This is a genomic window from Endobacterium cereale, assembly GCF_009617585.1.
In the GTDB taxonomy this organism is placed as follows: Bacteria; Pseudomonadota; Alphaproteobacteria; order Rhizobiales; family Rhizobiaceae; genus Neorhizobium; species Neorhizobium cereale.
In genome coordinates this window covers 145,255-170,339 of sequence record NZ_WIXI01000051.1, presented here as the reverse complement: position 1 = coordinate 170,339, position 25,085 = coordinate 145,255, and the positions used below count along the sequence as shown (strand labels likewise).

Sequence of the window (25,085 nt, the reverse complement as noted above, 5' to 3'; positions counted from 1 at the left end):
TTGCCAAAACAGGAGTTTTTCTGCGATCAAGAGTAGTATTGCGCCGACTTGCTGGGGACTCGTTGTTCGCACTATGGTGGACGCGGTTTCGACCCAGCCTGGAGGAGGCTTTGTGCGGTTGATCGGGATGCGTGAGAGGATGGTAAAACCGTGAGTGAAAATACATCGAACGGACAGGCGTCCGGCGAGCCGACTCGTCGTGACTTTTTATACCTGACCACGGGCATGGCAGGCGCCGTCGGCGCAGTCGCTGTCGCGTGGCCCTTCATCGACCAGATGCGGCCGGATGCGTCGACGCTGGCGCTGGCCTCCATCGAGGTCAATGTTGCGGCTTTGCAGCCCGGCATGTCTCTGACGGTGAAATGGCGCGGCAAGCCCGTGTTCATCCGCAACCGTACGCCCAAGGAAGTGGAAGAAGCCAATGCCGTCGCACTGTCCGATCTGAAGGACCCGATTGCCCGTAACGCCAATCTGGGCGCCGATGCCGAAGCCAGCAGCATCGACCGTTCGGCAGGCGCCGGCAAGGAGAACTGGATCGTCATGATCGGCTCCTGCACCCACCTTGGTTGCGTGCCGCTCGGTCAGGCCGGTGAATTCGGCGGATGGTTCTGTCCCTGCCATGGCTCGCACTACGATACGGCGGGCCGCATTCGAAAAGGTCCGGCGCCGCAAAACCTCGCTATCCCGACCTTCGCTTTCACCAGCGATACCGTCATCACGATCGGATAAGGGGGATTTTCAAAATGAGCGGTCATTCGTCTTACCAGCCATCCACCGGCATCGAAAAATGGATCGACTCGCGGCTTCCTTTGCCGCGTCTGGTCTATGACAGTTTTGTCGCCTATCCGGTTCCACGCAATCTCAACTACGCCTACACCTTTGGCGCCATGCTGTCGGTCATGCTGATCGTGCAGATCCTCACCGGTGTCGTGCTCGCCATGCACTACACTGCCTCCACGATCGGTGCCTTCGAGTCGGTCGAGAAGATCATGCGCGACGTCAACCACGGTTGGCTTTTGCGCTACATGCATGCCAATGGCGCATCCTTCTTCTTCATCGCCGTCTACCTGCACATTGCCCGCGGCCTCTATTATGGCTCTTACAAGGCACCCCGCGAAATCCTCTGGATCCTCGGCGTGGTCATCTACCTCTTGATGATGGCGACCGGCTTCATGGGCTACGTTTTGCCCTGGGGCCAGATGTCCTTCTGGGGCGCCACCGTCATCACCGGTTTCTTCACCGCCTTTCCTTTGGTGGGCGAGTGGATCCAGCAGTTCCTGCTCGGTGGCTTTGCTGTCGATCAGCCGACGCTGAACCGCTTCTTCTCACTGCATTACCTGCTGCCGTTCATGATCGCGGGCGTCGTCGTCCTCCACGTCTGGGCGCTGCATGTGACCGGCCAGACCAACCCGACCGGCGTCGAGGTCAAGACCAAGACCGATACGGTGCCGTTTACGCCATATGCGACACTCAAGGATGCTTTTGGCGTGTCGGTCTTCCTGATCGTCTATGCCTGGTTCGTCTTCTACATGCCGAACTATCTCGGCCACCCGGACAACTACATTCCGGCAAACGCGCTGAAGACACCGGCACACATCGTTCCCGAATGGTATTACCTGCCGTTCTACGCGATGCTGCGCGCTATCACCTTCAATGTCGGCCCGATCGATTCCAAGCTTGGCGGCGTGTTGGTGATGTTCGGTTCGATCATCATCCTGTTCTTCCTGCCCTGGCTCGATACGTCCAAGGTGCGCTCGGCCGTATATCGTCCGTGGTACAAGCTGTTTTTCTGGCTGTTTGTCGTCAACGCCATCTTCCTCGGCTGGCTCGGTGCCATGCCGGCAGAAGGCAGTGGTCTCATCGGCCTGCTGTTCTTTGGTGATCTGGCGGGCAACTATGTTGGCTATTCACAGCTGGGAACGCTGTATTATTTCGGTTTCTTCCTCGTCATCATGCCGGTTCTCGGCCTGATCGAGACGCCGCGGCGTATACCGAACTCGATCACCGAAGCCGTTCTTGAAAAGAAGAACGGTTCGCCCAAGACCGAAGCGGTCGCCTGAGCCAGCGAGAGGAAAACCATCATGAAAAAGCTTACGCTAAGCTTCCTGTCGCTGGGCCTGCTGGCGGGGATTGCCATCCTCCCGGCCTCGGCACAGGAAAACCACGACAATGCTCCCGGCGGCACTGTCGTCGAGGATCACGGCGCCACGCCGCATTATCCGATCAAGCATCCGCACCAGACGGAGTGGAGTTTTGCGGGTCCTTTCGGTCACTACGACAAGGGCCAGCTGCAGCGCGGCCTGAAAATCTACAATGAGGTCTGTTCCGCCTGCCATTCCATGAAGCTGGTGTCGTTCCGCACGCTGGAAGATCTCGGCTATTCGGAAGCCCAGGTCAAAGCCTTTGCCGCCACGCACGAAGTGCAGGACGGCCCGAACGACGAGGGCGAAATGTTCACCCGCAAGGCCGTGCCTTCGGATTATTTCCCGTCGCCGTTCCCGAACGAGCAGGCTGCTGCTGCTGCCAATAATGGGGCGGCTCCGCCGGACTTTTCGCTGATCGCCAAGGCACGCGGCATTACCCGCGGCTTCCCGACATTCATCTTCGATATGTTCACGCAGTATCAGGAGGGCGGCCCGGATTATATCCATGCGCTGCTCACCGGTTACCAGGAACCTCCGGCAGGAACGGAAGTGCCGGAAGGCACGCATTATAATCCGTACTTTGCCAATGCCGCGTCGCTGGCTATGGCACCACCGCTCTCGGCTGATCAGGTGACTTATGAAGATGGCACGCCGCAGACGCTGGAACAGTATTCGCAGGATATTTCCGCATTCCTGATGTGGGCTGCGGAACCGCATCTTGAAGAACGCAAGCGCACCGGCTTCATGGTCATGGTGTTCCTGGCGATCTTCACCATCCTGATCTACCTGACCAAAAAATCGGTCTATGCCAACAAGGAGCACTAAGCGGCTCGTAACGAAAGAGAGAGGCGGCTTCGGCCGCCTTTTTCATGTCCGGTAATCGTCTGGCTTGGGGATGGGACGCCGGAGGAGGCCGGTGTGGCGACGTGGAACTTTACAGGGGCGCCGTTGCGCGCCAAGGTGCCGCCTCAAGAACACGACCATAGGGTTCCCATGACTGCCTCGACCAAAGACATCCTTTCCGCCGCCATCCGCTCCATTCCGGACTATCCGAAGCCGGGCATCATCTTTCGCGACATCACCACGCTGCTTGGTGATGCGCAGGCATTTCGGCTGGCGGTCGATGAGCTTGTAAAGCCGTATGAAGGTCTGGGTGTCGACAAGATCGCCGGCATGGAAGCGCGTGGCTTCATCCTCGGTGGCGCCATGGCGCATCAGCTCTCTGCCGGTTTCGTGCCGATCCGCAAGAAGGGCAAGCTGCCTTACCGGACTGTCAGCATGGCCTATGCTCTGGAATACGGCACCGACGAGATGGAAATCCATGTCGACGCGGTGAAGCCCGGTGAAAAGGTGATCCTCTGCGACGACCTGATCGCGACCGGTGGTACGGCAGTGGGCGCCGTTCAGTTGCTGCGCCAGATCGGTGCGGAAGTCGTTTCCGCCTGTTTCGTCATCGACCTGCCGGATCTTGGTGGACGCAAGAAGCTTGAGGCACTCGGCGTTGAGGTGCGGGTACTGGCCGAATTTTCAGGACACTGATTCCGATCAGCCCACCGACCCCTCATTTTCCATGATTGCGCGGGTTTTTACCCGCGTTATCCTCCATGCCTGTGCTGACGGGGCCGGGACACCAGCTTGGGGGATTTTGCATGGACGTGGCGACGCTTCTGGCCTTAGCCGTGGCTTTCTTCGTATTCGCCGCAAGTCCCGGCCCGGATAAGCGCTGCCGTAGCGTGTTATATGCGCATGGCAGATGATCCGACCTCCGACATATCGACTGACACTGTTATCCAGCCCAATCTGTTCCGGCGTTACGTGCGGCGCCTGGCGGCCGCCGCGCGCGTCCATCCGCTTGCTTTGGGCGGGGTGACTTTCCTCGCATCGGTGGTGGTGATTCTCGGGCTCCTCGGGCTGCCATCGAAAATCCGGGAAGAAAATATCGCCATTGTCTGGAACGATGCCATTGCCCGGCTGCAGATCGAGCCGATCTACCCGCCTCAGGAAGACCTCTATGTCGGCGATGTTTTCCTGACGCTACAGCAGAGTGCTGGGGCGGCCGAAACCTCGATCGGCAAGGTCAGCAAGGTATTTGCCGGGCGTGGGATCAGGATTGCCAATATCCCGCTGCGCGACAACATCACCAAGGCACCTTACATGCTCGACCTAGCCGGAAGGGCCGGGACGGTCGGCTCACCTGCAGAGCGACCGATAGCTGCCGTCGGCCCGCAGAGCGATGCCTTTGACCCCGCAAGAATGGCGGTTACGCTGTCGAGCGTCGCGTTTCCCGGTTTTTCCGTCAAACATCACGTTCATGCCAGAACCGGCTGGCTGCCGTTCGGCTTCGACCGGCAATCTTCGGAGACCGAGGAGATCGCGATCTCCTCCATTCACACCTACTCGGTACCCGCGCCGGAATCGATCCGGCAACTGCTGCTTTATTGCAAGTCCGAGGCGACAGGCATCAATTGTACGGATGATTTCGCCCGTGCGCAGCTTGCCTATTCCTTGGGGGAGGACGTCAATCGCCAGGTGAACGGACAATATATCTATCAGATCAACGTCAGCCTCGTTCGGCAGGTTTTTCTTGCCGGAAAGATCAAATCGACCCGCCACAGCGGAGAAAACCTGACAGCGACCGTTGGACGAGGGAAGGCTGGAGGCGACAAGGCAAGCGACGAAACGGCTGGCGAGACGCCGTCGTCACTCGTTGCGTCTGAAGGGCATCTATCCGAAAGCGGATCATGGCAGACGATGCTCGACCAAACGTTCGATCCCCCTATCGCCTTCGGTTATCGCAGCATATCGGTGGCGATCCCGCTCCCGGCTGCAAACGCGGGAGTGTCGCAATGAGATATTGCCTGACGGCCGCCTTTCTGCTGAGCGGGGCATTCGGCGCGATGGCGCAGGCGACCCTTCCATCGCCGCAAAAGCATCCTTGCGACGAAGATCCCAACTCCTTGCCATGCTTGCTCAGCCAGACGACGCCGGGGCCCCCGGTATTACCGGACGGCACCGTCGGCGGTATTGTGCTGATGCCAGCACCCCGGCAGAGCGGCATTGTCAATGACGAGGCCGTGCCATTGCTGGAGACGCCGGTGTTGGGGGATGAGCCACGCAGCGGCGTGTCTGAACCACGGCGTGCGGTGACCATAGACAGGCAGTTTCAGGATCGAGTTCTGCAAGACCACTAATGGTCTCGGCGGCGGCGCAGGCCAAGGTGATCGGCGCAGCCGCCGTCACCCGCTGTTTTCCAAGATTGTGCGGCCTGTGCCGTCAGCTATCCTTCGTGCTCGGGCCGGTATGGGCAAAATTCATAAGGGGAGATTTCATGGACGGTACGACGATTGTGGCCTTTGCCTTCGCATTCTTTGTGTTTGCCGCAAGTCCCGGCCCTGACAACATGACGATCGTCGCGCGAACCTTGTCGCATGGCGCCGCTGGAGGTATCGCCTATGCTGCGGGAATGGTGGCCGGCATTCTTGTTTGCCTGGCTTTTGCAGTTATGGGACTTTCCGTCATCGCGGCGGAGATGGGTGGACTGATGACCGTGCTGCGGTATGCCGGTGCTGCCTATCTGATCTGGATGGGGATTCGCATGTGGTGCGCCGATGCGGTCTTGCCGGAATCCCTGCCGTCAACCGATCGGCACGATCTCTTTAAAACCTTTGCGACCGGCATCGTGCTCAACCTCGGCAATCCTAAGATGCCGCTGTTCTATATGGCACTGTTGCCGCATGTGGTTGGCCCGCAATTGACCTTGATACAGGGCGGTTTATTGGCGCTGACCATTCTGCTGGTCGAGGTGGTGGTGATCGGTGCTCATGTGATGGCTGCCAGCCGGGCGCGTAAAATGCTGCGTAGTCCCGTCGTCATGCGGCGGGTCAACCGGGCTTCGGGCGTGGCGATGGTCGGGGCGGGCATCGCGGTTGCTGCGTCTCGCTGAACCGATTTCGCCTATTTGAATTCCAGCACGCTGCCTTCATAACGCATCACTGGCTGGCCATCCTGATTGACGCCTTCGTTGATGGTGCGGTTGATATAAGTGCCGGGTCGGGTGGCGAGCGGGCGGCTGTCCACCATCGTCACCGAATAGGTGATCCTGTCGCCGGCATAGACCGGGCGTAGCCATTGCAGTTTCTGGAAGCCGGGCGAGGGGCCGAGTTTTGGCGGCACATGGCCTTCGGCGATCAGGCGTGCGCTTTCTTCAGCCCAATAAGCCAGAAACATCTTCATCCAGCCGGCGCAGGTGTGCCAGCCGGAGGCGCAGAGACCGCCGAAGACATAATTCCTTGCTGCTTCCGCATCGACGTGAAAGGGCTGCGGATCGAATTGTTTGGCGAAGCGGATAATGTCTTCCGGTGTGAACAGCATCGTGCCGGTCACCACCTTCTCGCCGGGTGGGGAAAGCTCGACCAGTCTCATGGCTGCACCTCGGTCGATGCTTCGGCAGGAGCACGTAGGCGCATCATGATCGGGTTTTCGCCGCGCATAACGATCTCGCCGCGCTGGTTTTCTACCTCGTGCAGGAATTTGACAAGGCCGATATTCGGCTTGGAGCGCAGGGGACGGGCGTCGATCACGGTGGAGCGGCCGGACAGAACGTCGCCAGCCAGAACCGGTTTTTTCCATTCCATGTATTCGATGCCGGGCGAACCTTCCGACGAGGAGCGCGACAGCCAGCCGTCATACATCATGCGCATGAACAGGCTTGCCGTGTGCCAGCCGGAGGCCGAAAGACCACCGAGAATGCTGGCCTTGCCTGCCTCTTCATCGAGGTGCATCGGCTGCGGATCGAATTCGGAAGCGAAGGCGATGATCGCCTGCGCCGTAACTTCGGCGCTGGCCAGGGCGAAAACGCGTCCCGTTTCAAAATCCTCGAAATGAAACTCGATCGCGCCCATGGCCGGTGCTTCTATCTTACGTGTTGAAGCGGAAGTGGATCACGTCGCCGTCGTTGACGACATATTCCTTGCCTTCGTCGCGGCCCTTGCCGGCTTCCTTGGCGCCGACTTCGCCCTTGTAGGCAATGTAGTCGTCATAGCCGATTGTGAAGGCGCGGATGAAGCCGCGTTCGAAATCGGTATGGATGACGCCCGCAGCCTGCGGTGCCTTGGTGCCGCGGACGATCGTCCAGGCACGGCATTCTTTTGGCCCAACCGTGAAATAGGTAATGAGATCGAGCAGGTTGTAACCGGCGCGGATCAGGCGGTCGAGACCTGCCTCCTCAAGGCCGAGAGCGCCGAGGAATTCCTTGGCTTCCTCATCCGGCAACTGCGCGACTTCCGACTCGATTGCGGCCGAGATGATGACGCATTCCGCACCCTGTTCCTTGGCCATTTCGGCGACGGCCTTGGTGTGGTCGTTGCCGTCGACGGCATCGCCTTCGGCGACGTTGCAGACGTAAAGAACCGGATGCGAGGTCAGGAGGTTGAGACCCTTGAGGATCTCGATCTCATCCGCAGCAAGCTTCTTCAGAAGAAGGCGGGCGGGCTTGCCGTCCTGCAGGAGCGCGATGACCGCTTCCATGACCGGAAGCTGGGCAACCGATTCCTTGTCGTTGGTCTTGGCGCGCTTGCGGGTCTGCTCGACGCGGCGCTCCATGCTTTCGAGGTCGGCGAGCATCAGCTCGGTCTCGATCGTGTCGGCATCGCCGACCGGATTGATCTTGCCTTCGACATGGGTGATGTCGTCGTCTTCGAAGCAGCGCAGCACGTGCACGACGGCATCGACTTCGCGGATGTTGGCGAGAAACTTGTTGCCGAGGCCTTCACCCTTCGAGGCACCGCGCACGAGGCCGGCGATATCGACGAAGGAGATGCGCGTCGGGATGATTTCCTTGGAACCGGCGATTGCCGCCAGCTTCTGCATGCGTGCATCCGGCACGGCGACTTCGCCGGTGTTCGGCTCGATCGTGCAGAAGGGATAGTTGGCGGCCTGTGCGGCTGCCGTCTTGGTGAGTGCGTTGAAGAGGGTGGACTTGCCGACATTCGGCAGGCCCACGATACCGCATTTGAAGCCCATGGTCGGGAACCCGTATCTTTGAATAAACTTTAGGGCAGGCTATGGGGGAAAGCGCCGTGAGGGTCAAGAGCGACGGCCATTTTGCTGATCCAGGCCCCGCCGGGTCTTGCAGCGGCCGACGCTTTTTCGTATTTTCATGATATTGTTATCAAGCATTCCTAACACCGTAAGAACGGTTTGCCGCACATCCATTTTGCGTGCGGCTTGCGAACACACTCAAACACGATGATAGCCATTGCGGACATCATGTCCGGGCAATGCGGATGACGCTTTCATGGCCAATGACACGACGCTTAAGCCGACGACCAAGCCGAAGTTGGAGCGACCCAAGCTCTACAAGGTGATGCTGCTCAACGACGATTATACACCCCGCGAGTTCGTCATCATGGTGCTGAAGGCAGTCTTCCGCATGAGCGAGGAGGCAGGGTATCGGGTGATGATGACGGCACACAAGATGGGCACGAGCGTCGTCATGGTCGCCGCCAAAGATATCGCCGAGACCAAGGCACAGGAGGCGGTTGATCTCGCCAAAGCGGCGGATTTTCCGCTGATGTTCATTACCGAGCCGGAAGAATGAGCCGGGATCAGCGCTTCATCGGGCGGTAGAGGTAGTCGTCCGGCAGGTTCAGCCGGCGGCAGGCCTGAACTGGTGGCGAGGAGCGCAACAGCAGGCGGTCGGCGCTGCGGGCAGCAAGAACGATGGTGGCACGTTCCAATCGGTTGAGAGACCATTCCGGTCCAAGCGCCAGTCGATGGCGAACCCAATGGGGCAGAATGTCGACCGCCGCCTTGATCAGCAATCCCTGTAAGGGGCGGGCGGGTCCAGGCAGAGCCGGCAGATCGCGCATGATCGACAGAAATTCTTCAACGATGGGTGAGGGTTCCAGCCGATCGCGCTTGGAGGCGAACAGCGCATCCAGCTCAGGCTGCGACCTCGGCGCACCCACCGCACCATAGAGCTTTGCCGCGGGTTCTGCCTCACGAAACAACGCGTCGCGCTCTTCCGGGGATAGGGCGCGGACAAAGCGATGATACGCTTCCATGAAGCCGAAACCGGCCGTAGCCTGTACCCAGTCGAGCAGGTCCTGATCATTGGCCTTATAGGTCTCACCGCCGCTGGTCTGTCCCTCGACCTTGCCGTGACGACGTACGACGCCCGCGATCATCGCCTCTGCCTGGCTGCGAGCGCCGTAGACGGTCACCATGGCGGCGAGGCCGGTGCGCTGCAGGCGTGTCAGTGCGTCCTGCCGGAAGCTGCTATGCTGCCAGACGCCGTCCCTTACTTTCGGTTCGGCAAATTCCAACAGGACGGCAGCGATGCCACCGATGAACATGGAGACCTGGTTCTTGAAGACGATCCATGAGATCGAGGCGGCTGGAACCAGAGCAGGCTCGCCTGCAGGCCGTGAAAAATCGATTTGCAGGGCACTGTTGCCGAAAAGGTCGGTCGCAGCACGATCCAGACGGTCATGCAGCAGACCGGGCAGGGGCAGGGCGGTGGAATGGCGGAACATCACAAACTCCTTCGCGACCAGAAGTCGCGACGCAGCCTGTTTGTTCCATTATTGTGACTGCTTGTCGTTTTTGAACGGATGCGGATCGAGCTGTCAGTCGCCCTTGTTGCCGAACATCTTTTTCAACATCTCGGCCATAGGCCCGGTTGTCGGAATATTCTGTTTTGGGCCTCCGCGTGCCTGATGAATATGCGATTTTCCGGCGGGTTTTGGCGCGGCCGGTTTTTCCACCTTGGGCTTTTCGGCCTTCTCCACTTCCGGCTTGGCGCCGACGGCCAGCGCCAGTTTGTTCATCAGCTGTGAATCCTCGCGTTTCACCAGCATTCCGGCATTGTCGGCGAGTGTATCCAGAAGCGGCTCCAGCCAGACCTTGTCGGACTTGGCGAAATCGCCGAGCACATGATTGTGCACCTGTTCCTTGGAACCGGGATGGCCGATGCCGAGGCGAAGGCGGCGGTATTCCTTGCCGCAATGAGCGTCGAGCGATTTGACGCCGTTATGGCCACCATGGCCGCCGCCGGTCTTGATGCGGGCGCGACCCGGTGCAAGGTCCAGTTCGTCATATATGGCGGTGATGTCGCCGGGGCCGGTCTTATAGAAGCGCATGGCTTCGCCAACCGATTCTCCCGACAGGTTCATGTAGGTTTGCGGTTTTACCAGCAGCACTTTTTCGCCGTCGAGTTCGCCTTCGGAAATCAGCGCCTTGAACTTTTTCGACCAGGGCGCAAATCCTGGCAGGCGCTGGATGGCGTCGAGCGCCATGAAGCCGATATTGTGGCGGTTGCCCGCATATTGCGTCCCGGGATTTCCCAAGCCTGCGATAATCTGCATGTCTGCACCGTTCTGGGTGATCTGTCTGGCCCTTCACCACCGCGAAATGGCGCAGAAGTCAACCGCCTTGCACCATACAGGCACCTGTCACGGGTCTATCTTGGTGGCTCAAGTCCGTAGGAGCGGTATATGCGGGCCTGGGTGCCATCAGCGATCATGCGGTTGAGCTTCGTCTGCATCGTCTTGATCATCTGCCAGGAGACAGATCGGTTGCAGGCTATGCCAAGGCGCTGCTCAGACAACTGCGTTACCTTTTCGACCTCGACGCTGCGCTTTTGCAATTGCTCATAGACATCGTGTGACATCGGCATGAGGTCGATGCGATCGCTGAGCAGTTTGGCCAGCGTCACGTCAAATGTCGAACTGATATCGATCTTCGGGAATTTCATTTTCTGCAGCAGTGTTTCCGTGTAATCGGATCGATGTGTGCCGACCGTGAATGCCTTTGTCTCGTCCAGCGTCCTTGCCCCAACGGCGGAGCCCCGACGTTTGACAAGAATGCTCTGGCTTTTGGCGAGCGGCATTACCCATCTGAAACGTGCTTGACGTTCCGGAGTCTGCGCCGCTGAAAAGACGCATGTCGCCGGCTGGGTTTCCGCAAGCACGATCGCTCGCGCCCACGGCATGACTTCTATGCGATAGCCGATGTCGCTGCCGTTCATGATGCCCTTGACCTGATCGACAGAAATGCCGCGCAAGGGGCCTGAATTGTCCTGGAAAATGAAGGGCGGATAGGATTCTGTCGTGAAAAGCAGAGTGTCATCTGCCGTAGCGTGCCCGGCAGCGAAGATCAGGCCGAATGTCAGCGCTGAAACCTTCATCGCCTCTCCCTGTCAGTGAGACTGTGGAGTGTCTTCATCAACCCGCCATCGATTTCGGTTCGTCATTGCTGCGTGAGAGCGTTGTCATCAGGTCCGCTATGCCGAGCGGTTTAGCGTAGAGGTAGCCCTGCGCGCAGTCTACACCAATTTCTCTGAGGAAGTTACGCTGATCCTCCGTTTCCACGCCTTCGGCGATGACGGCACATTTCATCTTGTGGGAGATCGCGCTGATACCTTCCACCAGCATGCGACTTTTTTCTGCCACTTCCTTGCGGCTGCCGTCGAGCGAACGGATGAAGGACTGGTCGATCTTGACGATGTCGACCGGGAAACGACTCATATAGCTGAGCGAGGAATACCCAGTGCCGAAATCGTCGATTGCGATGCGGCATCCCAATTGGTGGATCGAGTCGAGAATGCGCCGTATCTCGGGATTGTCGTGCATGAGCACGGCTTCCGTGATTTCGACAACCAGTCGCGATGGGCGAATGTCATACCGGTTCAAGACACCGGCGAGATAGGTCGCCAGATGCCCATCGAACTGCAGCGGGGAGAAATTCACTGCGACATAGGTGTCGCCGAGCCCCGGCAGACGAGAGACGCGCGCGAGGTTGGCGATCGCGTCTTCGAAAATCTGTTCGCCGATTTGGCCGATCGAGCCCGTTTCTTCAGCAACGCCGATGACTGCGGCGGGTGGCAGCAGGCCTTTGCGTGGGTGGCGCATGCGCATCAATGCCTCGAAGCCGATGATCCGGCCAGTCTCGATCTCGACGATCTGCTGGAAATGCGCTTCGAACCAATGTGAGGCAAGGGCGGCCTCGATATCGCTTTCGATCTCGGCACGTTCGCGCGTACGATCGAGAATGGCGGGATCGTAGACCTGCGCGCCGTTCTTACCTTCGCGCTTGCGCTCATACATCGCCATATCCGACTTCTGGAGAAGTTCGGCCGCGCTGTCGGCGTGAAGGGGATAAAAGGCAAGCCCCATGCTGGCGCTCAGGCGCACATGCTGTCCTTCTGCCTGGAAGGGCAGGTCGAAAAGATCAACCACCTGGTCACACAGGGTAGCCGCGCGTTCCTTGACAGCCTTGCCGGTTACAAGGATGGCGAATTCATCGCCGCCGAGGCGTGAAGCGGAAGCGCCTTCGCCGATCAGTGGCCGCAGACGCTGCACGAACTGTCTGAGGACAGAGTCGCCTGCAGCGTGCCCGAGATTGTCGTTGATGGCCTTGAAGCGATCGAGATCGATAAACAGGCAGGCAACTTCGCTGCCGGCGATATCGGCTTCGGCAATACGGGTATCGAGTGCGGCTTCAAATCCCTGGCGATTGAGCAGGCCGGTCAGATAATCGGAAATGGCCTGATGGTGGTTGCGCAATTCCGACTGCTTCAGTTCGGTGACATCGGTCATGACGCTCAGGGAAGCCGGCAGGTCAACCGCAGCGGATACAAGTTGCGTTTCGGCGATCAGCGCATCCATGATGCGACCATCCGCACAGACGAAGCCGATGGTGACATCGCTGGCTGTTCCTGCCGCGATGCCGCCCCCTTTGCGCCGGGTATAACGGTCACGGTCTGCGGGTGCGACAAGCGTGCGGAACGGGCGCCCCAGCACGTCCTCGCGACGATGCCCGGTTGCCAGCAGCCAGTAATCGCTGACTGCCGAGATCGTGTCGTCGGCATCCAGCGAAAACAGCATGGCCGGTGTCAGGTTATAGGTTTCCTTCATCAACTGATGGGCGCGCTTCAGTTCACGCTCTTCGCGATCGAGTTGGATCTGCATTTCATTGAAGCTTTTTGCGAGCCGGCCCATCTCGTCACCGGAGCGCCAGTCGACATGGTGACGGGAGCCGAGGCGGCGGGTCGCTTCGATGGCGGCGGTCAGCCGCATCAGCGGCTTGATGATCATGATGCGGTTTCCGACGATCGCCGCGCCGAAAACGGTAAGGATCGCGATGATGAAGATGGAGATAAAGGCCATCTCCATCTGATTGAGGGCGGCAAACCATCCGATCCTGACATATTGCACCGTCAACCTGCCGACATTGCGTGGACCGTCGGCTGACTGGAAGAAAATCTGTCTGGAAATCTGCTCGAGATCATTTCCATCGATCTGCGGGTTGCTGTCGGTGATATCGAGCTTGCCGAGTGTATCGGTGACCTTGACCGCGCGTACACCGCGTTCCGCCACCAGCGTGCCGGAAATCCGGCGAACGCTCTCTATATCGAGTTCCCAAAGCGGCTTGCTGAGTGCCTGAGCGTTTGCCGAAACAAGGATTTCAATCTGTTCATTGAGGCTTTTAGCGGCCTGTTGCGAAGAAAGCGCCAGAAAAAGCGTAAACAACGGTGCGACAACGGCAAGCAGGGCGCCGGATATGATGGCGACAAAACGGCTCTCTACAGAATGAGTCATCATTCGTACTTTCGGGGTCGCAGCGTTCTCTTTTATGGCGCTTTTCGCGTCTTGTTTGCGTCAGATTGTTGGCACCGACAGATTAAGCTTTGCTGAAAGCCTTCCGTTGGTCTTTTCGATGTTTTGCGGCGCAATCATCCCAAGGTGAAAGCCGCAATCCGTCGCAGGATTCCACCTATAATGCGATCTGTTATCACTTTCTGAATAGCTGCTTTTTTTCAAGCATCCGCATTGGTGCCGATGTCGGCATGATTAACAAGTTCTAAAAACAAAAAGGCCCGCCTTCGAAAAGGCGGGCCTCAAGGAATGTGCGGTGGAAACCGTATTATTCCGAAGCAGGCGTTTCTTCAGCAGCTTCTTCTTCGACGCCGGCAGCCGGAGCAACGATCGTTGCGATGGTGAAGTCACGGTCGGTGATGACCGGACGAACGCCCTTCGGCAGCTTGACGGCGGAGATGTGCAGGCTGTCGCCAACCTTGGCGCCGGACAGATCAACCGTCAGGAATTCCGGGATCTGGTCAGCCGGGCAGTGCAGTTCGACAGTGTGACGAACGATGTTGAGAACGCCGCCCTGCTTGATGGCCGACTTGTCTTCGTTTTCGAAGTGAACCGGTACTTCAACGTTGACTTCGGTCTTTGCAGAAACGCGCAGGAAGTCGACGTGCATGGTGAAGTCGCGGACCGGATCCAGCTGGTAGTCCTTCGGCAGAACCTGGATCTTCTTGCCATCGAGAACGATGGTAGCGATCGTGGTCATGAAACCGCCGGCGTGGATACGCTTGGTGACTTCGTTGGTCGACAGCGTGATAGAAAGCGGGGCCTGCTTGTCACCATAGATGACAGCGGGAATGAGACCATTGCGGCGAAGTTCACGGGAGGACCCCTTACCGACCCGTTCGCGCGCCTCGGCCTTGAGCTCGTAAGTGTTCTGGCTCATGGCATTTCCTTTCGAGGTTATTTGGAGTGTCTGCCGCAGCGACAAATGCTGTATTTGGCAAACCGGAGGATATCTCGCGATACTCTCCCATCCGCATTGCCTCCAAGGGTGTCTACGCGGACGAGGGGGTCCATAATACAAAGGCCGGCCATTGGCAAGGGAAAGCCGATGCAGCCTGCGGTTTATAGCAGGACAACGTTTTGAACCAGATGAAGGCCTTGGCCTGTTGATATTGCCAAAGCTTTAACCGTGCTCGCCAACGCTTCGATTATCATTTGTTTCTAAAACGGCGGAGACACTCCAAGCCGGAAGATGAAATGCTGCACATGTTGAATTGTATCGCCGTCGATCATGACTGGCGATACGTGGCTGCCGCCGTGATGATCTGCGTGGTTGGCGCCTTCCTGACTATCCGGCTTTTTTCGCGTGCGCGTCGTGCCGCGGGTCTTGAGCGAGCCATCTGGATCTTTCTGGCCGGTTTCATTGGCGGCACCTCGATCTGGACGACGCATTTCCTTGCTATGCTGGGCTATAATGCTGGTGGCACCGCTGCCTATGAAGGCGAATTGACGCTGCTATCACTCGTCATTGCCGTTGCCACGAGCGTGTGCGGCATCGCCATCTCCGCCTATGCTGGCCGTTCTGCGCTGGCGGAAGCAGGGGGAGCTGTTCTCGGTCTTGGCATTGCGGCGATGCATTATACCGGCATGGCTGCCTATGAAATCCAGGGCGCCATCGTCTGGGATCAAACTTTCGTTGCCGCTTCGCTGGTTCTGGCAGCCTTTTTCGGTGCGCTGGCGATGAACCGCGTGGTGCGGCCGGTTAGTCGCTTCTGCCGGCATGGCGGGCCGCTGGCCATGGTGTTGGGGATCGCCAGCACGCATTTTACCGGCATGGGGGCAATGTCGGTGACGATCGACCCGACGATGGTGGCTGCCACAGAAACGATTTCGCCGGTCCTGCTCGGCTTCACCATTCTTTCCGTCATGATGGTGCTTCTGGTGCTGGCGGCTTGCGCCTATCTCCTCGATGCGCGCACGACCGAGGCAGCCGTGGAGCGGTACCGGCATCTTTCGCGTCATGATGCACTGACGGGCCTGCCGAACCGATCGGCCTTCAACGAGGAAATCGAAAGCCTGCCGCGCCGCAATCACGATACTTCCGCCCGCATTGCAGTGCTTTCCTTCGATCTGAACCGTTTCAAGGAAATCAACGACGTGCATGGTCACGCGGCTGGCGACGCAGTGTTGCGCGAAGTTGCGGCACGGCTTGCTGCGTCATTGCGTGACGGCGAGTTTCTGGCGCGTGTCGGTGGCGACGAATTTGTCGCCCTCACACGCAATTATTATGTTCGCACAGACGCCAGCGCGATGGCGAACCGTCTGATCAGTGAAATTGCCAAGCCGATAGAATGGGACGGCAACACGTTCATCGTTGGCTCCAGCGTCGGCATTGCCATCCATCCGGACGATGCTGCCGATATCGACGATCTTCTCGCGCAAGCGGATGTCGCAATGTACCGGGCCAAGCAATCCGGCGAGAATGCCGTTTGCTTCTATGATCCGTCGATGGATCAGATGGCGCGCGAGCGCAACATTCTGGCCATGGACATGCGGGCGGGGCTGCGTCGCGGTGAGTTCGAGCTTTATTATCAGAAGCAGAACGATACGTTGACCGGCGAGGTCATCGCTTTCGAGGTGCTGTTGCGCTGGCGCCATCAGACGCGCGGCATGGTGTCTCCTGTCGAATTCATCCCGATTGCCGAGCGCAACGGTTTTATCAATGAACTCGGTGAGTGGGTTCTGCGACAAGCCTGCATGGAGGCGGCCAGCTGGAGAAATCCGTTGCGCATCGCCGTCAACGTCGCAGCACCACAACTGGCGGACATGTCTTTCCCGGCAAAGGTCCGCGACATCCTAGGTGCAAGCGGGTTGCCGGCGGAGCGACTGGAACTGGAAATCACCGAGACCGGCATCGTTGCCGACCAACAGCGCGCGCTCGTCATCATCCGCCAGCTGAAGGAAATCGGCGTGAAGATTGCCATGGATGATTATGGCACTGGTTATTCGTCGCTTTCGACGCTGCTGACTTTTCCATTCGACAAGATCAAGATTGACCGGGCCTTTGTCGATGGCGTTCCAACCAGCGCGCAATCCGCCGCCATCGTTCGTTCGACGCTGATCCTTGCATCGAGCCTCAACATTCCCGTTTTGGCGGAGGGCGTGGAAACGGATGAGCATATCGCCTTCCTGCGCGAGGAAGGATGCCGGCAGGTGCAGGGTTATCTGTTCGGTAAACCAGGTCCGCGCGCCGGTATCGAGGAGATCGTCAACGGTCTGACTGAAACGGAAGAGGGTATTTCTACGGTTGCGGAGAGTGCCGCCGCAGCTTGATTTGCGGTTGCTTTCATCCAACGACATTATCTTCGCAAGCCGCGCATTGACTTTCGCCTCTCGGCTTGCAGATTTGGCCACAAATAATTCAAAACGACAGGAGTCGATCCATGCGTCTCAACCTCGCTACGGCCAGCGCCGTGGCCATCGCGGCCGCGATGTTTCATCAGCCGGTACAGGCCGCAGAAGTTAATGAACAGGGAGCCAAGGAGCTCCAGGGCAGCCTGACCAAGTGGCTGCCCGAGAAGGCGGTTGAGAAGGGTGTCGTTGCTGTCACCTCGCAGAGCGACAAGTACCAGATCCTTTTCGATCTGCCGAAGCTTATGGGTCTCTACGATACGCCGCAGTTTTCCCTGAAGCAGATCACGCCGATGACGCTGTTTGCGGCCCCGGCGGATGGTGGCCTCTGGAAGGTGGACGGGACCAACGATTTTGCGATGTCCAGCACAGGCAAGGATCTGGAGGGCAAGGACAGCAGTTTCAGCTATACGATTGCCAAGATCGCCTATAACGGCCTCTTTGATCCGGCGATCAGCTATTTCCGCTCCGGCGACTTTACCTCGGGTGCTGGCACGATGGCGATGACCGTCGGCGAGGAAAAGATGGATGTCGGCTTTTCGGGCATGAACTACACGCTGTCTTCCGTCGCCGGTGCCGGCGCAAACACGGTCGACTTCCGCGCCACGGCCGAGATCCGCGACTACAAGCAGAACATGGAGACGCCACAGGCCCCGGTCGAGATTGTCGCGGAAAGTGTCACTGCCGATGTTGGTGCCGCAGGCGTCAATGCGCAGAAGCTGCGCGATCTCTATGTGTTCATCGCTGAAAAGGCTACCAAGGAGAAGCTGGACCCGGCGGAAATCGAGGCCATGAAAGGTCACGTGCGTGGCGCACTGCCTTTCTTCACGAGCATCGACGAGACGTTCGAGCTTCGCAAGCTCAAGGTCAATAATGGTCAGGAGACGGTTGAGGCCGATGCCGGCACCTACATGCTGAAGATTTCCGGTCCGCTGGAAGCAACGGAACTCGGCATCGGATTTGGTGCGACGGGTCTTTCCCTGCCGCCCGGCCTCGTGCCGCCGATGTATGCGCCGTTCGTTCCGACCGTGACCGATATTCAGCTGTCCGCGCCGAACCTGAACCTGCAGGCGCCGATCGATGTCATGCTGAACGCGGATTACAGCAAGGAAAAGCCGATCAGCGACGCGGAAGCAGCTGCCATGGGCCTATCGGTGTTTCCTGGTGGTGCCTACACGGTCAATATCGGCAAGTCCGTGGTGACTGCGCCTTCCTATGATCTGGAAATCAGCGGCAAGGTCTCAGGTTCGTTGATGGCGCCGGATCGTGTGGCCGTCGATGCGGTCATTCTTGCCCGCGACTTCGACAAGACGATGAATGCCGTGCAGGAACTCGGCAAGGCCGATCCACAGGCCATGCAGGCCTTCCTCGGCATGACCATGGTCAAGGGCCTTGCCAAGACAGATGCAGATGGTCGTTCGCGCTGGGAGGTCAGTGTCGACCAGAACCGCAAGGTAACGATCAACGGTAATCTCCTGCCGTTCTGATCCATTGCGAAGGCGGAGGCGCTCGTCGTCTCCGCCTTGTCGCTCACAGGAGCGATCTTCCGACAAACAAAAAAGCCGCCCGGCGAGGGCGGCTTTTTTGATGGGCGATGATGCGTGGATCAGTCGAACAGGCTCGAAACCGATTCTTCCAGCGCAGTGCGGTTGATCGCTTCGCCAAGAAGATTGGCGGTGGAGACCACGCGGATGTTCGGAGCGGACTGCACGGCGGTCGTCGGCTGGATCGAGTCGGTGATGACCAGTTCCTTGAGCATCGACGAAGCAATACGGGTGACGGCACCGCCGGAAAGGACGCCGTGGGTGATATAGGCCGTCACGCTGGTCGCACCGTTTTTCAGAAGTGCTTCGGCAGCGTTGCAGAGTGTGCCGCCCGAGTCGACGATATCGTCGATCAGCAGACAGTCCTTGCCGGTCACATCACCGATGACGTTCATGACCTCCGATTCACCGGCGCGTTCGCGGCGCTTGTCGACGATCGCCAGCTGGCAATCGAGGCGCTTGGCGAGCGAACGGGCACGCACCACGCCGCCAACATCAGGGGAAACGACCATGACGTTCTTCAGGTCATAGTGTTCCTTGACGTCGCGGGCCAGGATCGGCACGGCGTAGAGGTTGTCGGTCGGGATATCGAAGAAACCCTGGATCTGGCCCGCATGCAGGTCGAGTGTCAGGACGCGGTCCGCGCCGGCCTCGGTGATGAGGTTGGCGACGAGCTTTGCCGAGATCGGTGTGCGCGGCCCGGCCTTGCGGTCTTGGCGCGCGTAGCCGAAATAGGGAATGACTGCAGTGATGCGCTTGGCGGAGGACCGCCTGAACGCGTCGATCATGATCAGCAGTTCCATGAGATGATCGTTTGTCGGAAAGGACGTCGATTGAATGACGAACACGTCTTCGCCGCGAACGTTTTCCTGGATCTCTACGAAGATTTCCTGGTCGGCGAACCGCCGGACGCTGGCTTTCCCTACGGGAACATTGAGATAGTTGCAGATCGCATCGGCTAGGTGCCGGTTCGAATTTCCTGCGAAAACCTTCATTTCGGTCCGCCTATTGTGTGCTGGATGGGGGCCTTTTACCGCTGCCGTATGTGAATGCAAGTCCGATTGGACGATGCCCCTACTTTTTTATGAAGACTCCATGACGCGGGCGCTGTTTTTGCATCAGTCAATGTGGCGTGGCGACGCTTTTCAGCCCGGCTGCGCATGTCGCCATTCCATATACGCATCAATCGTCTCGCCGGCGATCGTCTCCATCGTCGCTGCGGGCACGGATGCCCAGGGATCATTGCCGCCACCGGGGACTTTTTGCTGGCCCTGGATGCGGTTGAGGCGGTTTCCGGCGCTGTCGAGAACATCCCAGACATAAACCACGGTGATGCTGCCGCCATCTGGAAAGGCGGAGAGGTAACCCTTTAAAATATGTTCGGACGACGCGTCGCCGGATGGCTTGATGGTGAGGCCAGCGGCACGCGCGCGCATACCGAGTTGACGGGATAGCGGTGTGACAGCCTGTACAGGGGCGCCGATGATCGGCAGGAAGCGAATAGTTTCGGATGCCTCCGTATTCTGTTGTGTCGGCGGGAGACTGGCCTGCATGGGAGCGGCCTGATGCTGCGGAAGTGTGTTATCCGGCGCATTTTGCGCGGCGCTGGCGGCGCCGGGCAGCGGATCGAGCGGGGCGGAGGCGATCGGCGAATTGCTTCCGGCATCGATGGCGCGTGCCTGCGCTTCCAGCGAATTCTGCGGTCCGCGACGGTTTGCCGATGGCGGTTCCGGAAACTGATCGTAATTTCTGCCGCCGGCATAGGCACTCGGCCTGCCATAGGTCGGCTGGCTGGAAGCCATGCGTTCCGTATCTGCCTGCGTCACCGGGCTCGATGGCCGCATGCCGCCGCCGACATCGACCTGCGGCGTCAGCGCATCGGTTGTATTGCAGGCGGAAAGGGCAATGATGGAGGCGAGAGCAAGGGTATGGATTGTCACGCGAAACGTCGCGTCGCGGGCAAATCCGGGCATCGTTCTGCCTTGCCGCATGTCCCGTCTCCTTTACCGCCAGTCCCGGCGGTAAATTTACGTGTGTCGTTCCGGGCCTGTCAATGGCGCGGTATCACCTGTGCCGGGTTGTCTTTTTTACACCGGGAAAGCGGGCAGGGCGATCAGATCGAGCGGATGGCGTGATAGGGCGCGAGGCGCCTCTTCGGTCGTCAGATAGGTATGGCCGAGTGACATCGCCGCGCCGCTGTCGGAATCCATGATGATCATGTGCACGAACAGCGTCATGCCGGGCAAAATTTCCTGTGGGTTTCCCTGATAGAACATCTGCTGTTCCATCCATGACGGCGAAAAACGGGCGCCAAGCGAATAACCGCAGGCATTGAGGCGATGACGGGTGAGGCCGCGCTCATCCATAATGCGGGCATGGGTATCGAAGACATCGCCAAAGGTATGGCCGGGACGTAGCACCTCTTCAATGGCGAGAATGGTTTCGTGACATGCGGTGTATAGCTCGCGGTGGCGTGCACTCGGTTCGCCGATCAGCACGGTGCGCATCATGGCGGCGTGATAATGGGCGCTCACACCAGCCCATTCCAGCGTCAACTGGTCGGAAGCAGAAAGCGTGCGGCGACCGGCCTTGTAACGGCACAAAAGCGCATCGTCCCCGGAGCCGATGATGAATTCGTTGGCGGGATAATCGCCGCCGCCGGCAAAGATCGCACCCTGCATGGCGGCAAGGATATCGGCCTCGCTGCCGCTTGCCTTGATCAGGGGAAGGGCGGCGTCGAGCGCGTCGTCGGCAAGCGCTGCCGCGTTTTCTACATAGGCGATTTCGGCCGGGCTCTTGATCAGGCGCAGTTCGCCGACCAATGTCGAGCTGTCAACCAGTTGCGCGAAAGAGTTCAACTGATTGTCGAGCAGTTTTGCGACGCGGCCGGTCATGCCGTGAGTGTCGTATTCGACGCCGATGCGGGTGCCGAGCAGGTCGAACTCGCTCAGCATATTCTTCAGGTCTATGGTCGGGTCGGCATTGGCGCGGTCGACCCAGACGACAATGTTTTCGATGATCGACGTCTGGCGAGCCTGACGCAGGTCGGCCGAGCGGGTGATCAGCGACATCGTGCCATCGGCTTTCACCACCAGGCACTGGAAAAAACAGTAACCAAAGGTGTCGTAGCCGGTCAGCCAGTACATGCTTTCCTGAGCGAACAGCAGCATGGCATCCAGCTTGTCTGCCTTCATGCGCTCCGTCAGGCGGGCGAGGCGGGCGTCATATTCCGGTCTTTCGAAATGCAGGGCCATGTCAGTCTTCCCTTCTCAAAATGCTGATGGCCGAAATCTGGCGGCCATAATCGGGTTCCTTGGCATGCGTGGTGCGGCGATAGGAATAGAACCGCTCCGGATCGGGATAGGTATCTATATCGAGTTTTTCTGCCCGCACGCCTGCTGCCTTCAGTCGCTTCAGGGTCAGGGACGGCAGGTCGAACAGCGCGTGGCCGGGTTTGCCTGATGGCGTGAAGAATTCTTCATAGGCCGGATCGAAGCCTAAAAAACGTTCGATGAATTCCGGGCCGACCTCATAGCTCGCACCTGATATCGATGGGCCAAGGCAGGCAGTGATGTTTTCGCGTGTGGCGCCGAGGGCGATCATGGCGGCGATGGTGTTTTCGGCAACGCCGCCAAGCGCGCCCTTCCAGCCGGCATGAGCGGCACCAATGACGCCCGCATCCGCATCGGCAAAAAGGATCGGACCGCAGTCGGCAGCCAGAACGCCGAGCACAAGGCCGGGCACGCGTGTAACCATAGCGTCGGCCTGCGGACGTTCCGCCGCATTGTCTGCGCTGACGACCACGACATCCGGTGAATGAACCTGATGCACGGTGGCGAGGTTTTGCGGTTTCGCACCGAACCACGCGGCAACACGACGGCGATTCTCGACGACTTTGTCGCGCACATCATCCGAACCGAGGCCGACATTGAGGCCCGCATATATGCCTTCAGACACGCCGCCCTGGCGGGTGAAAAAACCGTGACGAATGCGGCTGCCGGCATTTTGCGCGAGCAGGGGGCTTTCAATCGGCGTCGGCAAGTTTTCCTGCATCGGCTGGACTGTTCTCGTTCTGTGATGGGGAATGGGTGGATGAAGGTCTCTGCGCCGGATTTTCGGCGCAGGCGGAGGGTGCGATGTTTCCCGGTTCGCTGCTTCGTTGGGGCGGATGTTGGCCCAGCCGAACGTCCTCTGTCAATCGTGCCGGAGATCACGAGCCGGTTTGCCGTGGCCGGATTGCCGGTTCAGTCGATCTTGCGGAATGGCGCGAGACGTAGATCCGGGCTGGAGATGGCGAGAACCTTGAACAGCTCGCCCATCTTGCCCGCACCTTCTCCGGCAAGCCGGTCGACGGCCGCGGCAATCAGCTTCTGTTGCTCGAAAGGCTTGTCTTTGGCCAGCTTGGAAGCCCGTTCGGCAATGCCGAGACCATAGAGAAAATCGCCCTGTCGCAGGCAACCATTGATCTGCACGCCGGCAGCGCGCGCTACCTTGGCCAGATCTTCGAAATCGACATGGCTGGTGAGATCTGCCTCGCCCGGATGCGCCAGTGGATCGTCATACTGATGACGCAGTACCGCCTGCAGCGTGTCGCCATAGCTGGTGGACATCGTGCCGTAATCGACGATCGCTGCCGTGCCGCCGTGATGGCGCAGCCGTTCTGACAGCGTTTGCATCACCGCCTGTCGGGCAGGGGCAAGCTCGAAGACGGTGCCGTCCGGCTCATGGCCGTGCGGGTTGGGCAAAAGCTGCGGATCGATCGTGGCGACGCCGACGCCGAAGGCGAGTTCGTCATTGGCATCCAGTGTGACGAGACGTTCGCGAAAACCCGTCGGGGTCTTTATGAACTGGCGGATCGGAATGGCGTCGAACAGCTCGTTGGCAACCAGAAGCGTGAAGCCTTCCGGCACTTCCTCGAAATCGCCGAACCAGCTGACCTTGGCCGAATAGGATTCGAGCGTGATGCGCTGCACGCCACGCAGGCGTTCGCTGGTCTCCACGAGATGCACATTCGCCGCCTCGAAAAGCTGCGGTGCAAGCTTCGAAATAACGCGCAGCATGTCGAGCATCAGTGTGCCGCGGCCGGGCCCGATCTCGACGAGGCGGACGTTCTCTGTCGGGCTGCCGTGTTGCTGCCAGGCATGCACCATGAAGATGCCGAGCATTTCACCGAACAACTGGCTGATTTCCGGCGCAGTGATGAAATCGCCCGTGCGGCCGAACGGCTCGCGCGTCATGTAATACCCATGCTGCGGATCGGCGAGGCAGATGGCGAAATAATCCGTCACGCTGAGCGGGCCGCTGTGGCGGATAATGGTCTTGATCTTGTCGGCGAGTGGCGTGGTCATGGGCTGCCTCGTCCTCAGCCTGCCTTGCCGGCGGCAAGCCGGGCGCGAACGACGGCCCAGATGCCGAGTGCCACCATCGGCAGAGAGAGCAACATGCCCATGGTCAGCCAACCAAAGGCGAGGTAGCCGAGTTGTGCATCCGGTTCACGGAAAAATTCCACGAAAATGCGCGAGAGTGCGTAACCGATGACAAAGATGCCCGTGACGGTTCCCGGTGCCTTCAGTGCCTTGAAGGCATAAACCGCGATGGCGGCGACGATCAATAGCACGATGCCTTCAAGTCCCGCTTCATAAAGCTGGCTCGGGTGACGGGCAAAAGGACCGCCGGTCGGGAAGACGACAGCCCATGGCGCGTCGCTCAATCGGCCCCAGAGTTCACCATTGATGAAGTTGGCGATACGGCCGAAGAAAAGACCGATCGGAACGACGGTGGCGATCGTATCGAACACGCTCCAGACCGGCAGGGAGTGGCGACGTGCAAACAGGATCATAGCGATCGTGGTGCCGGTCAGGCCACCATGGAACGACATGCCGCCCTTGGTAATGGCAAAGATGCGCAGCGGATCAACGGATACGGCTGCGAAATCGTAAAACAGCACATATCCGAGGCGTCCACCCAGCACGACACCTGCTGCGGCCCAGAGCAGGAAATCATCGAGCTGCTGTTTCGTCATTGGTGGCGTATCGTTGCGCCACAGTGCGGGGGAGGCGATCAGCCTGCGGGCATAAAGCCAGCCGAGAAGGATACCGGCAACATAGGCCAGTCCATACCAGTGCACCGACAGCGGCCCGATGGAGAAGATGACCGGATCGATGTTCGGAAACGGCATTATGGCAAGGAGACTGGACGCTGATACCAAAATTCTATGCTCTCCCGGCGGGATAGATACTTAAAAGAGACCTAAAACAGGCGTTTGCGGACCATGGCGCGTGGGAAAAACGCGGTCAAGACGAATCTCCGTGTCGGCCACCGTCATCCTCAAGGATCTTCGGAATCACGCGCTGTGACGGCAAATCTTCTTGCAAGCGGCGACGTCAGAC

Annotated in this window: 24 protein-coding genes; 10 read left to right on the top strand and 14 right to left on the bottom strand. The window is 59.1% G+C overall.

Translation table 11 applies throughout. The annotated features are described in order from the left end of the window. Window positions 1–150 precede the first annotated feature (150 nt). The 7 genes from petA to GAO09_RS27010 all read left to right on the top strand — a co-directional run bounded on the left by petA (window position 151) and on the right by GAO09_RS27010 (window position 6,087). Window positions 151–729 carry a ubiquinol-cytochrome c reductase iron-sulfur subunit gene (gene petA, locus GAO09_RS27040; protein ID WP_324184667.1) on the top strand — a complete coding sequence of 193 codons (579 nt, stop codon included), beginning with the start codon at window positions 151–153 and terminating at the stop codon, window positions 727–729. A gap of 14 nt (window positions 730–743) precedes the next feature. Then, window positions 744–2,060, top strand: coding sequence for a cytochrome b (locus GAO09_RS27035; RefSeq protein WP_153359686.1), 1,317 nt, complete (start codon window positions 744–746; stop codon window positions 2,058–2,060). A 21-nt stretch (window positions 2,061–2,081) separates the two neighbouring features. Continuing rightward, the gene (locus GAO09_RS27030; RefSeq protein WP_153359684.1) at window positions 2,082–2,969 is read left to right on the top strand and encodes a cytochrome c1; all 888 of its coding nucleotides are present in this window, start codon (window positions 2,082–2,084) and stop codon (window positions 2,967–2,969) included. 168 nt (window positions 2,970–3,137) lie between these two features. Continuing rightward, window positions 3,138–3,683, top strand: a complete 546-nt coding sequence (locus GAO09_RS27025) for an adenine phosphoribosyltransferase (RefSeq protein ID WP_153359682.1) — start codon at window positions 3,138–3,140, stop codon at window positions 3,681–3,683. A 207-nt stretch (window positions 3,684–3,890) separates the two neighbouring features. Continuing rightward, complete coding sequence (locus GAO09_RS27020; protein ID WP_153359680.1) at window positions 3,891–4,994, top strand: hypothetical protein; 1,104 nt, start codon at window positions 3,891–3,893, stop codon at window positions 4,992–4,994. Next, on the top strand, window positions 4,991–5,335 hold the full coding sequence (locus tag GAO09_RS27015) for a hypothetical protein (RefSeq protein ID WP_153359678.1): 345 nt from the start codon (window positions 4,991–4,993) through the stop codon (window positions 5,333–5,335). The genes GAO09_RS27020 and GAO09_RS27015 overlap by 4 nt, the downstream gene beginning before the upstream one ends. Window positions 5,336–5,472: 137 nt before the next feature. Beyond that, on the top strand, window positions 5,473–6,087 hold the full coding sequence (locus GAO09_RS27010) for a LysE family translocator (RefSeq protein WP_153359676.1): 615 nt from the start codon (window positions 5,473–5,475) through the stop codon (window positions 6,085–6,087). A gap of 11 nt (window positions 6,088–6,098) precedes the next feature. On the opposite strand, the gene GAO09_RS27005 is transcribed toward GAO09_RS27010, so the two are convergent. The 3 genes from GAO09_RS27005 to ychF are packed head-to-tail and all read right to left on the bottom strand — an operon-like array spanning window position 6,099 to window position 8,165. Continuing rightward, the gene (locus GAO09_RS27005) at window positions 6,099–6,566 is read right to left on the bottom strand and encodes a MaoC family dehydratase (RefSeq protein WP_153359675.1); all 468 of its coding nucleotides are present in this window, start codon (window positions 6,564–6,566) and stop codon (window positions 6,099–6,101) included. Beyond that, entirely contained in the window at window positions 6,563–7,045 is a 483-nt protein-coding gene (locus GAO09_RS27000; protein WP_153359673.1) for a MaoC family dehydratase, read from the bottom strand. Before GAO09_RS27000 ends, GAO09_RS27005 begins: the two co-directional genes overlap by 4 nt. A 16-nt stretch (window positions 7,046–7,061) precedes the next feature. Further along, the gene (gene ychF / locus GAO09_RS26995) at window positions 7,062–8,165 is read right to left on the bottom strand and encodes a redox-regulated ATPase YchF (protein WP_153359671.1); all 1,104 of its coding nucleotides are present in this window, start codon (window positions 8,163–8,165) and stop codon (window positions 7,062–7,064) included. A gap of 274 nt (window positions 8,166–8,439) precedes the next feature. On the opposite strand from ychF, the gene clpS reads away from it, so the two are divergent. Beyond that, entirely contained in the window at window positions 8,440–8,742 is a 303-nt protein-coding gene (gene clpS / locus GAO09_RS26990) for an ATP-dependent Clp protease adapter ClpS (RefSeq protein ID WP_153359669.1), read from the top strand. A gap of 7 nt (window positions 8,743–8,749) precedes the next feature. Here the strand turns inward: clpS and GAO09_RS26985 are convergent, their stop codons facing one another. The 5 genes from GAO09_RS26985 to GAO09_RS26965 all read right to left on the bottom strand — a co-directional run bounded on the left by GAO09_RS26985 (window position 8,750) and on the right by GAO09_RS26965 (window position 14,681). Further along, the gene (locus GAO09_RS26985; RefSeq protein ID WP_153359666.1) at window positions 8,750–9,679 is read right to left on the bottom strand and encodes an oxygenase MpaB family protein; all 930 of its coding nucleotides are present in this window, start codon (window positions 9,677–9,679) and stop codon (window positions 8,750–8,752) included. 93 nt (window positions 9,680–9,772) lie between these two features. Further along, the gene (gene pth / locus GAO09_RS26980; RefSeq protein ID WP_153359664.1) at window positions 9,773–10,510 is read right to left on the bottom strand and encodes an aminoacyl-tRNA hydrolase; all 738 of its coding nucleotides are present in this window, start codon (window positions 10,508–10,510) and stop codon (window positions 9,773–9,775) included. A gap of 95 nt (window positions 10,511–10,605) precedes the next feature. Next, window positions 10,606–11,331: a substrate-binding periplasmic protein gene (locus GAO09_RS26975; RefSeq protein ID WP_153359662.1), complete on the bottom strand. Its 726-nt coding sequence runs from the start codon at window positions 11,329–11,331 to the stop codon at window positions 10,606–10,608. 37 nt (window positions 11,332–11,368) lie between these two features. Further along, window positions 11,369–13,744, bottom strand: coding sequence for a putative bifunctional diguanylate cyclase/phosphodiesterase (locus GAO09_RS26970; protein WP_153360548.1), 2,376 nt, complete (start codon window positions 13,742–13,744; stop codon window positions 11,369–11,371). A 325-nt stretch (window positions 13,745–14,069) separates the two neighbouring features. Beyond that, window positions 14,070–14,681, bottom strand: coding sequence for a 50S ribosomal protein L25/general stress protein Ctc (locus GAO09_RS26965; RefSeq protein ID WP_153359660.1), 612 nt, complete (start codon window positions 14,679–14,681; stop codon window positions 14,070–14,072). 317 nt (window positions 14,682–14,998) lie between these two features. On the opposite strand from GAO09_RS26965, the gene GAO09_RS26960 reads away from it, so the two are divergent. Together GAO09_RS26960 and GAO09_RS26955 are read left to right on the top strand one after the other, a co-directional pair. Beyond that, the gene (locus GAO09_RS26960) at window positions 14,999–17,074 is read left to right on the top strand and encodes a putative bifunctional diguanylate cyclase/phosphodiesterase (RefSeq protein ID WP_153359658.1); all 2,076 of its coding nucleotides are present in this window, start codon (window positions 14,999–15,001) and stop codon (window positions 17,072–17,074) included. Between the two features lie 110 nt (window positions 17,075–17,184). Further along, window positions 17,185–18,639, top strand: a complete 1,455-nt coding sequence (locus tag GAO09_RS26955) for a hypothetical protein (RefSeq protein WP_153359656.1) — start codon at window positions 17,185–17,187, stop codon at window positions 18,637–18,639. A gap of 119 nt (window positions 18,640–18,758) precedes the next feature. Here the strand turns inward: GAO09_RS26955 and GAO09_RS26950 are convergent, their stop codons facing one another. The 6 genes from GAO09_RS26950 to lgt all read right to left on the bottom strand — a co-directional run bounded on the left by GAO09_RS26950 (window position 18,759) and on the right by lgt (window position 24,874). After that, window positions 18,759–19,691, bottom strand: a complete 933-nt coding sequence (locus tag GAO09_RS26950) for a ribose-phosphate pyrophosphokinase (protein ID WP_153359654.1) — start codon at window positions 19,689–19,691, stop codon at window positions 18,759–18,761. 150 nt (window positions 19,692–19,841) lie between these two features. Continuing rightward, window positions 19,842–20,687: a hypothetical protein gene (locus GAO09_RS26945; RefSeq protein WP_235938524.1), complete on the bottom strand. Its 846-nt coding sequence runs from the start codon at window positions 20,685–20,687 to the stop codon at window positions 19,842–19,844. 96 nt (window positions 20,688–20,783) lie between these two features. Continuing rightward, window positions 20,784–21,950: a M24 family metallopeptidase gene (locus tag GAO09_RS26940; RefSeq protein WP_153359652.1), complete on the bottom strand. Its 1,167-nt coding sequence runs from the start codon at window positions 21,948–21,950 to the stop codon at window positions 20,784–20,786. Window position 21,951: 1 nt separating this feature from the next. Beyond that, window positions 21,952–22,749: a peptidoglycan editing factor PgeF gene (pgeF, locus tag GAO09_RS26935; RefSeq protein WP_153359650.1), complete on the bottom strand. Its 798-nt coding sequence runs from the start codon at window positions 22,747–22,749 to the stop codon at window positions 21,952–21,954. A gap of 191 nt (window positions 22,750–22,940) precedes the next feature. Further along, complete coding sequence (locus GAO09_RS26930; RefSeq protein ID WP_153359648.1) at window positions 22,941–24,044, bottom strand: class I SAM-dependent methyltransferase; 1,104 nt, start codon at window positions 24,042–24,044, stop codon at window positions 22,941–22,943. A gap of 14 nt (window positions 24,045–24,058) precedes the next feature. Continuing rightward, window positions 24,059–24,874: a prolipoprotein diacylglyceryl transferase gene (gene lgt / locus GAO09_RS26925; RefSeq protein ID WP_153360544.1), complete on the bottom strand. Its 816-nt coding sequence runs from the start codon at window positions 24,872–24,874 to the stop codon at window positions 24,059–24,061. Window positions 24,875–25,085: the final 211 nt, after the last annotated feature.

Coding starts and splice junctions, on each gene's coding strand:
- pgeF (WP_153359650.1), bottom strand. CDS start 22,749: ATGCAGGAAAACTTGCCGACGCCGATTGAAAGCCCCCTGCTCGCGCAA.
- GAO09_RS27015 (WP_153359678.1), top strand. CDS start 4,991: ATGAGATATTGCCTGACGGCCGCCTTTCTGCTGAGCGGGGCATTCGGC.
- GAO09_RS26950 (WP_153359654.1), bottom strand. CDS start 19,691: ATGAAGGTTTTCGCAGGAAATTCGAACCGGCACCTAGCCGATGCGATC.
- GAO09_RS27025 (WP_153359682.1), top strand. CDS start 3,138: ATGACTGCCTCGACCAAAGACATCCTTTCCGCCGCCATCCGCTCCATT.
- GAO09_RS27030 (WP_153359684.1), top strand. CDS start 2,082: ATGAAAAAGCTTACGCTAAGCTTCCTGTCGCTGGGCCTGCTGGCGGGG.
- clpS (WP_153359669.1), top strand. CDS start 8,440: ATGGCCAATGACACGACGCTTAAGCCGACGACCAAGCCGAAGTTGGAG.
- GAO09_RS26975 (WP_153359662.1), bottom strand. CDS start 11,331: ATGAAGGTTTCAGCGCTGACATTCGGCCTGATCTTCGCTGCCGGGCAC.
- GAO09_RS26965 (WP_153359660.1), bottom strand. CDS start 14,681: ATGAGCCAGAACACTTACGAGCTCAAGGCCGAGGCGCGCGAACGGGTC.
- GAO09_RS27010 (WP_153359676.1), top strand. CDS start 5,473: ATGGACGGTACGACGATTGTGGCCTTTGCCTTCGCATTCTTTGTGTTT.
- GAO09_RS26960 (WP_153359658.1), top strand. CDS start 14,999: ATGCTGCACATGTTGAATTGTATCGCCGTCGATCATGACTGGCGATAC.
- GAO09_RS26940 (WP_153359652.1), bottom strand. CDS start 21,950: ATGGCCCTGCATTTCGAAAGACCGGAATATGACGCCCGCCTCGCCCGC.
- GAO09_RS26945 (WP_235938524.1), bottom strand. CDS start 20,687: ATGCGGCAAGGCAGAACGATGCCCGGATTTGCCCGCGACGCGACGTTT.
- GAO09_RS27035 (WP_153359686.1), top strand. CDS start 744: ATGAGCGGTCATTCGTCTTACCAGCCATCCACCGGCATCGAAAAATGG.
- pth (WP_153359664.1), bottom strand. CDS start 10,510: ATGCAGATTATCGCAGGCTTGGGAAATCCCGGGACGCAATATGCGGGC.
- GAO09_RS26985 (WP_153359666.1), bottom strand. CDS start 9,679: ATGTTCCGCCATTCCACCGCCCTGCCCCTGCCCGGTCTGCTGCATGAC.
- lgt (WP_153360544.1), bottom strand. CDS start 24,874: ATGCCGTTTCCGAACATCGATCCGGTCATCTTCTCCATCGGGCCGCTG.
- GAO09_RS26955 (WP_153359656.1), top strand. CDS start 17,185: ATGCGTCTCAACCTCGCTACGGCCAGCGCCGTGGCCATCGCGGCCGCG.
- GAO09_RS27005 (WP_153359675.1), bottom strand. CDS start 6,566: ATGAGACTGGTCGAGCTTTCCCCACCCGGCGAGAAGGTGGTGACCGGC.
- GAO09_RS27020 (WP_153359680.1), top strand. CDS start 3,891: ATGGCAGATGATCCGACCTCCGACATATCGACTGACACTGTTATCCAG.
- ychF (WP_153359671.1), bottom strand. CDS start 8,165: ATGGGCTTCAAATGCGGTATCGTGGGCCTGCCGAATGTCGGCAAGTCC.
- GAO09_RS26970 (WP_153360548.1), bottom strand. CDS start 13,744: ATGACTCATTCTGTAGAGAGCCGTTTTGTCGCCATCATATCCGGCGCC.
- GAO09_RS26930 (WP_153359648.1), bottom strand. CDS start 24,044: ATGACCACGCCACTCGCCGACAAGATCAAGACCATTATCCGCCACAGC.
- GAO09_RS27000 (WP_153359673.1), bottom strand. CDS start 7,045: ATGGGCGCGATCGAGTTTCATTTCGAGGATTTTGAAACGGGACGCGTT.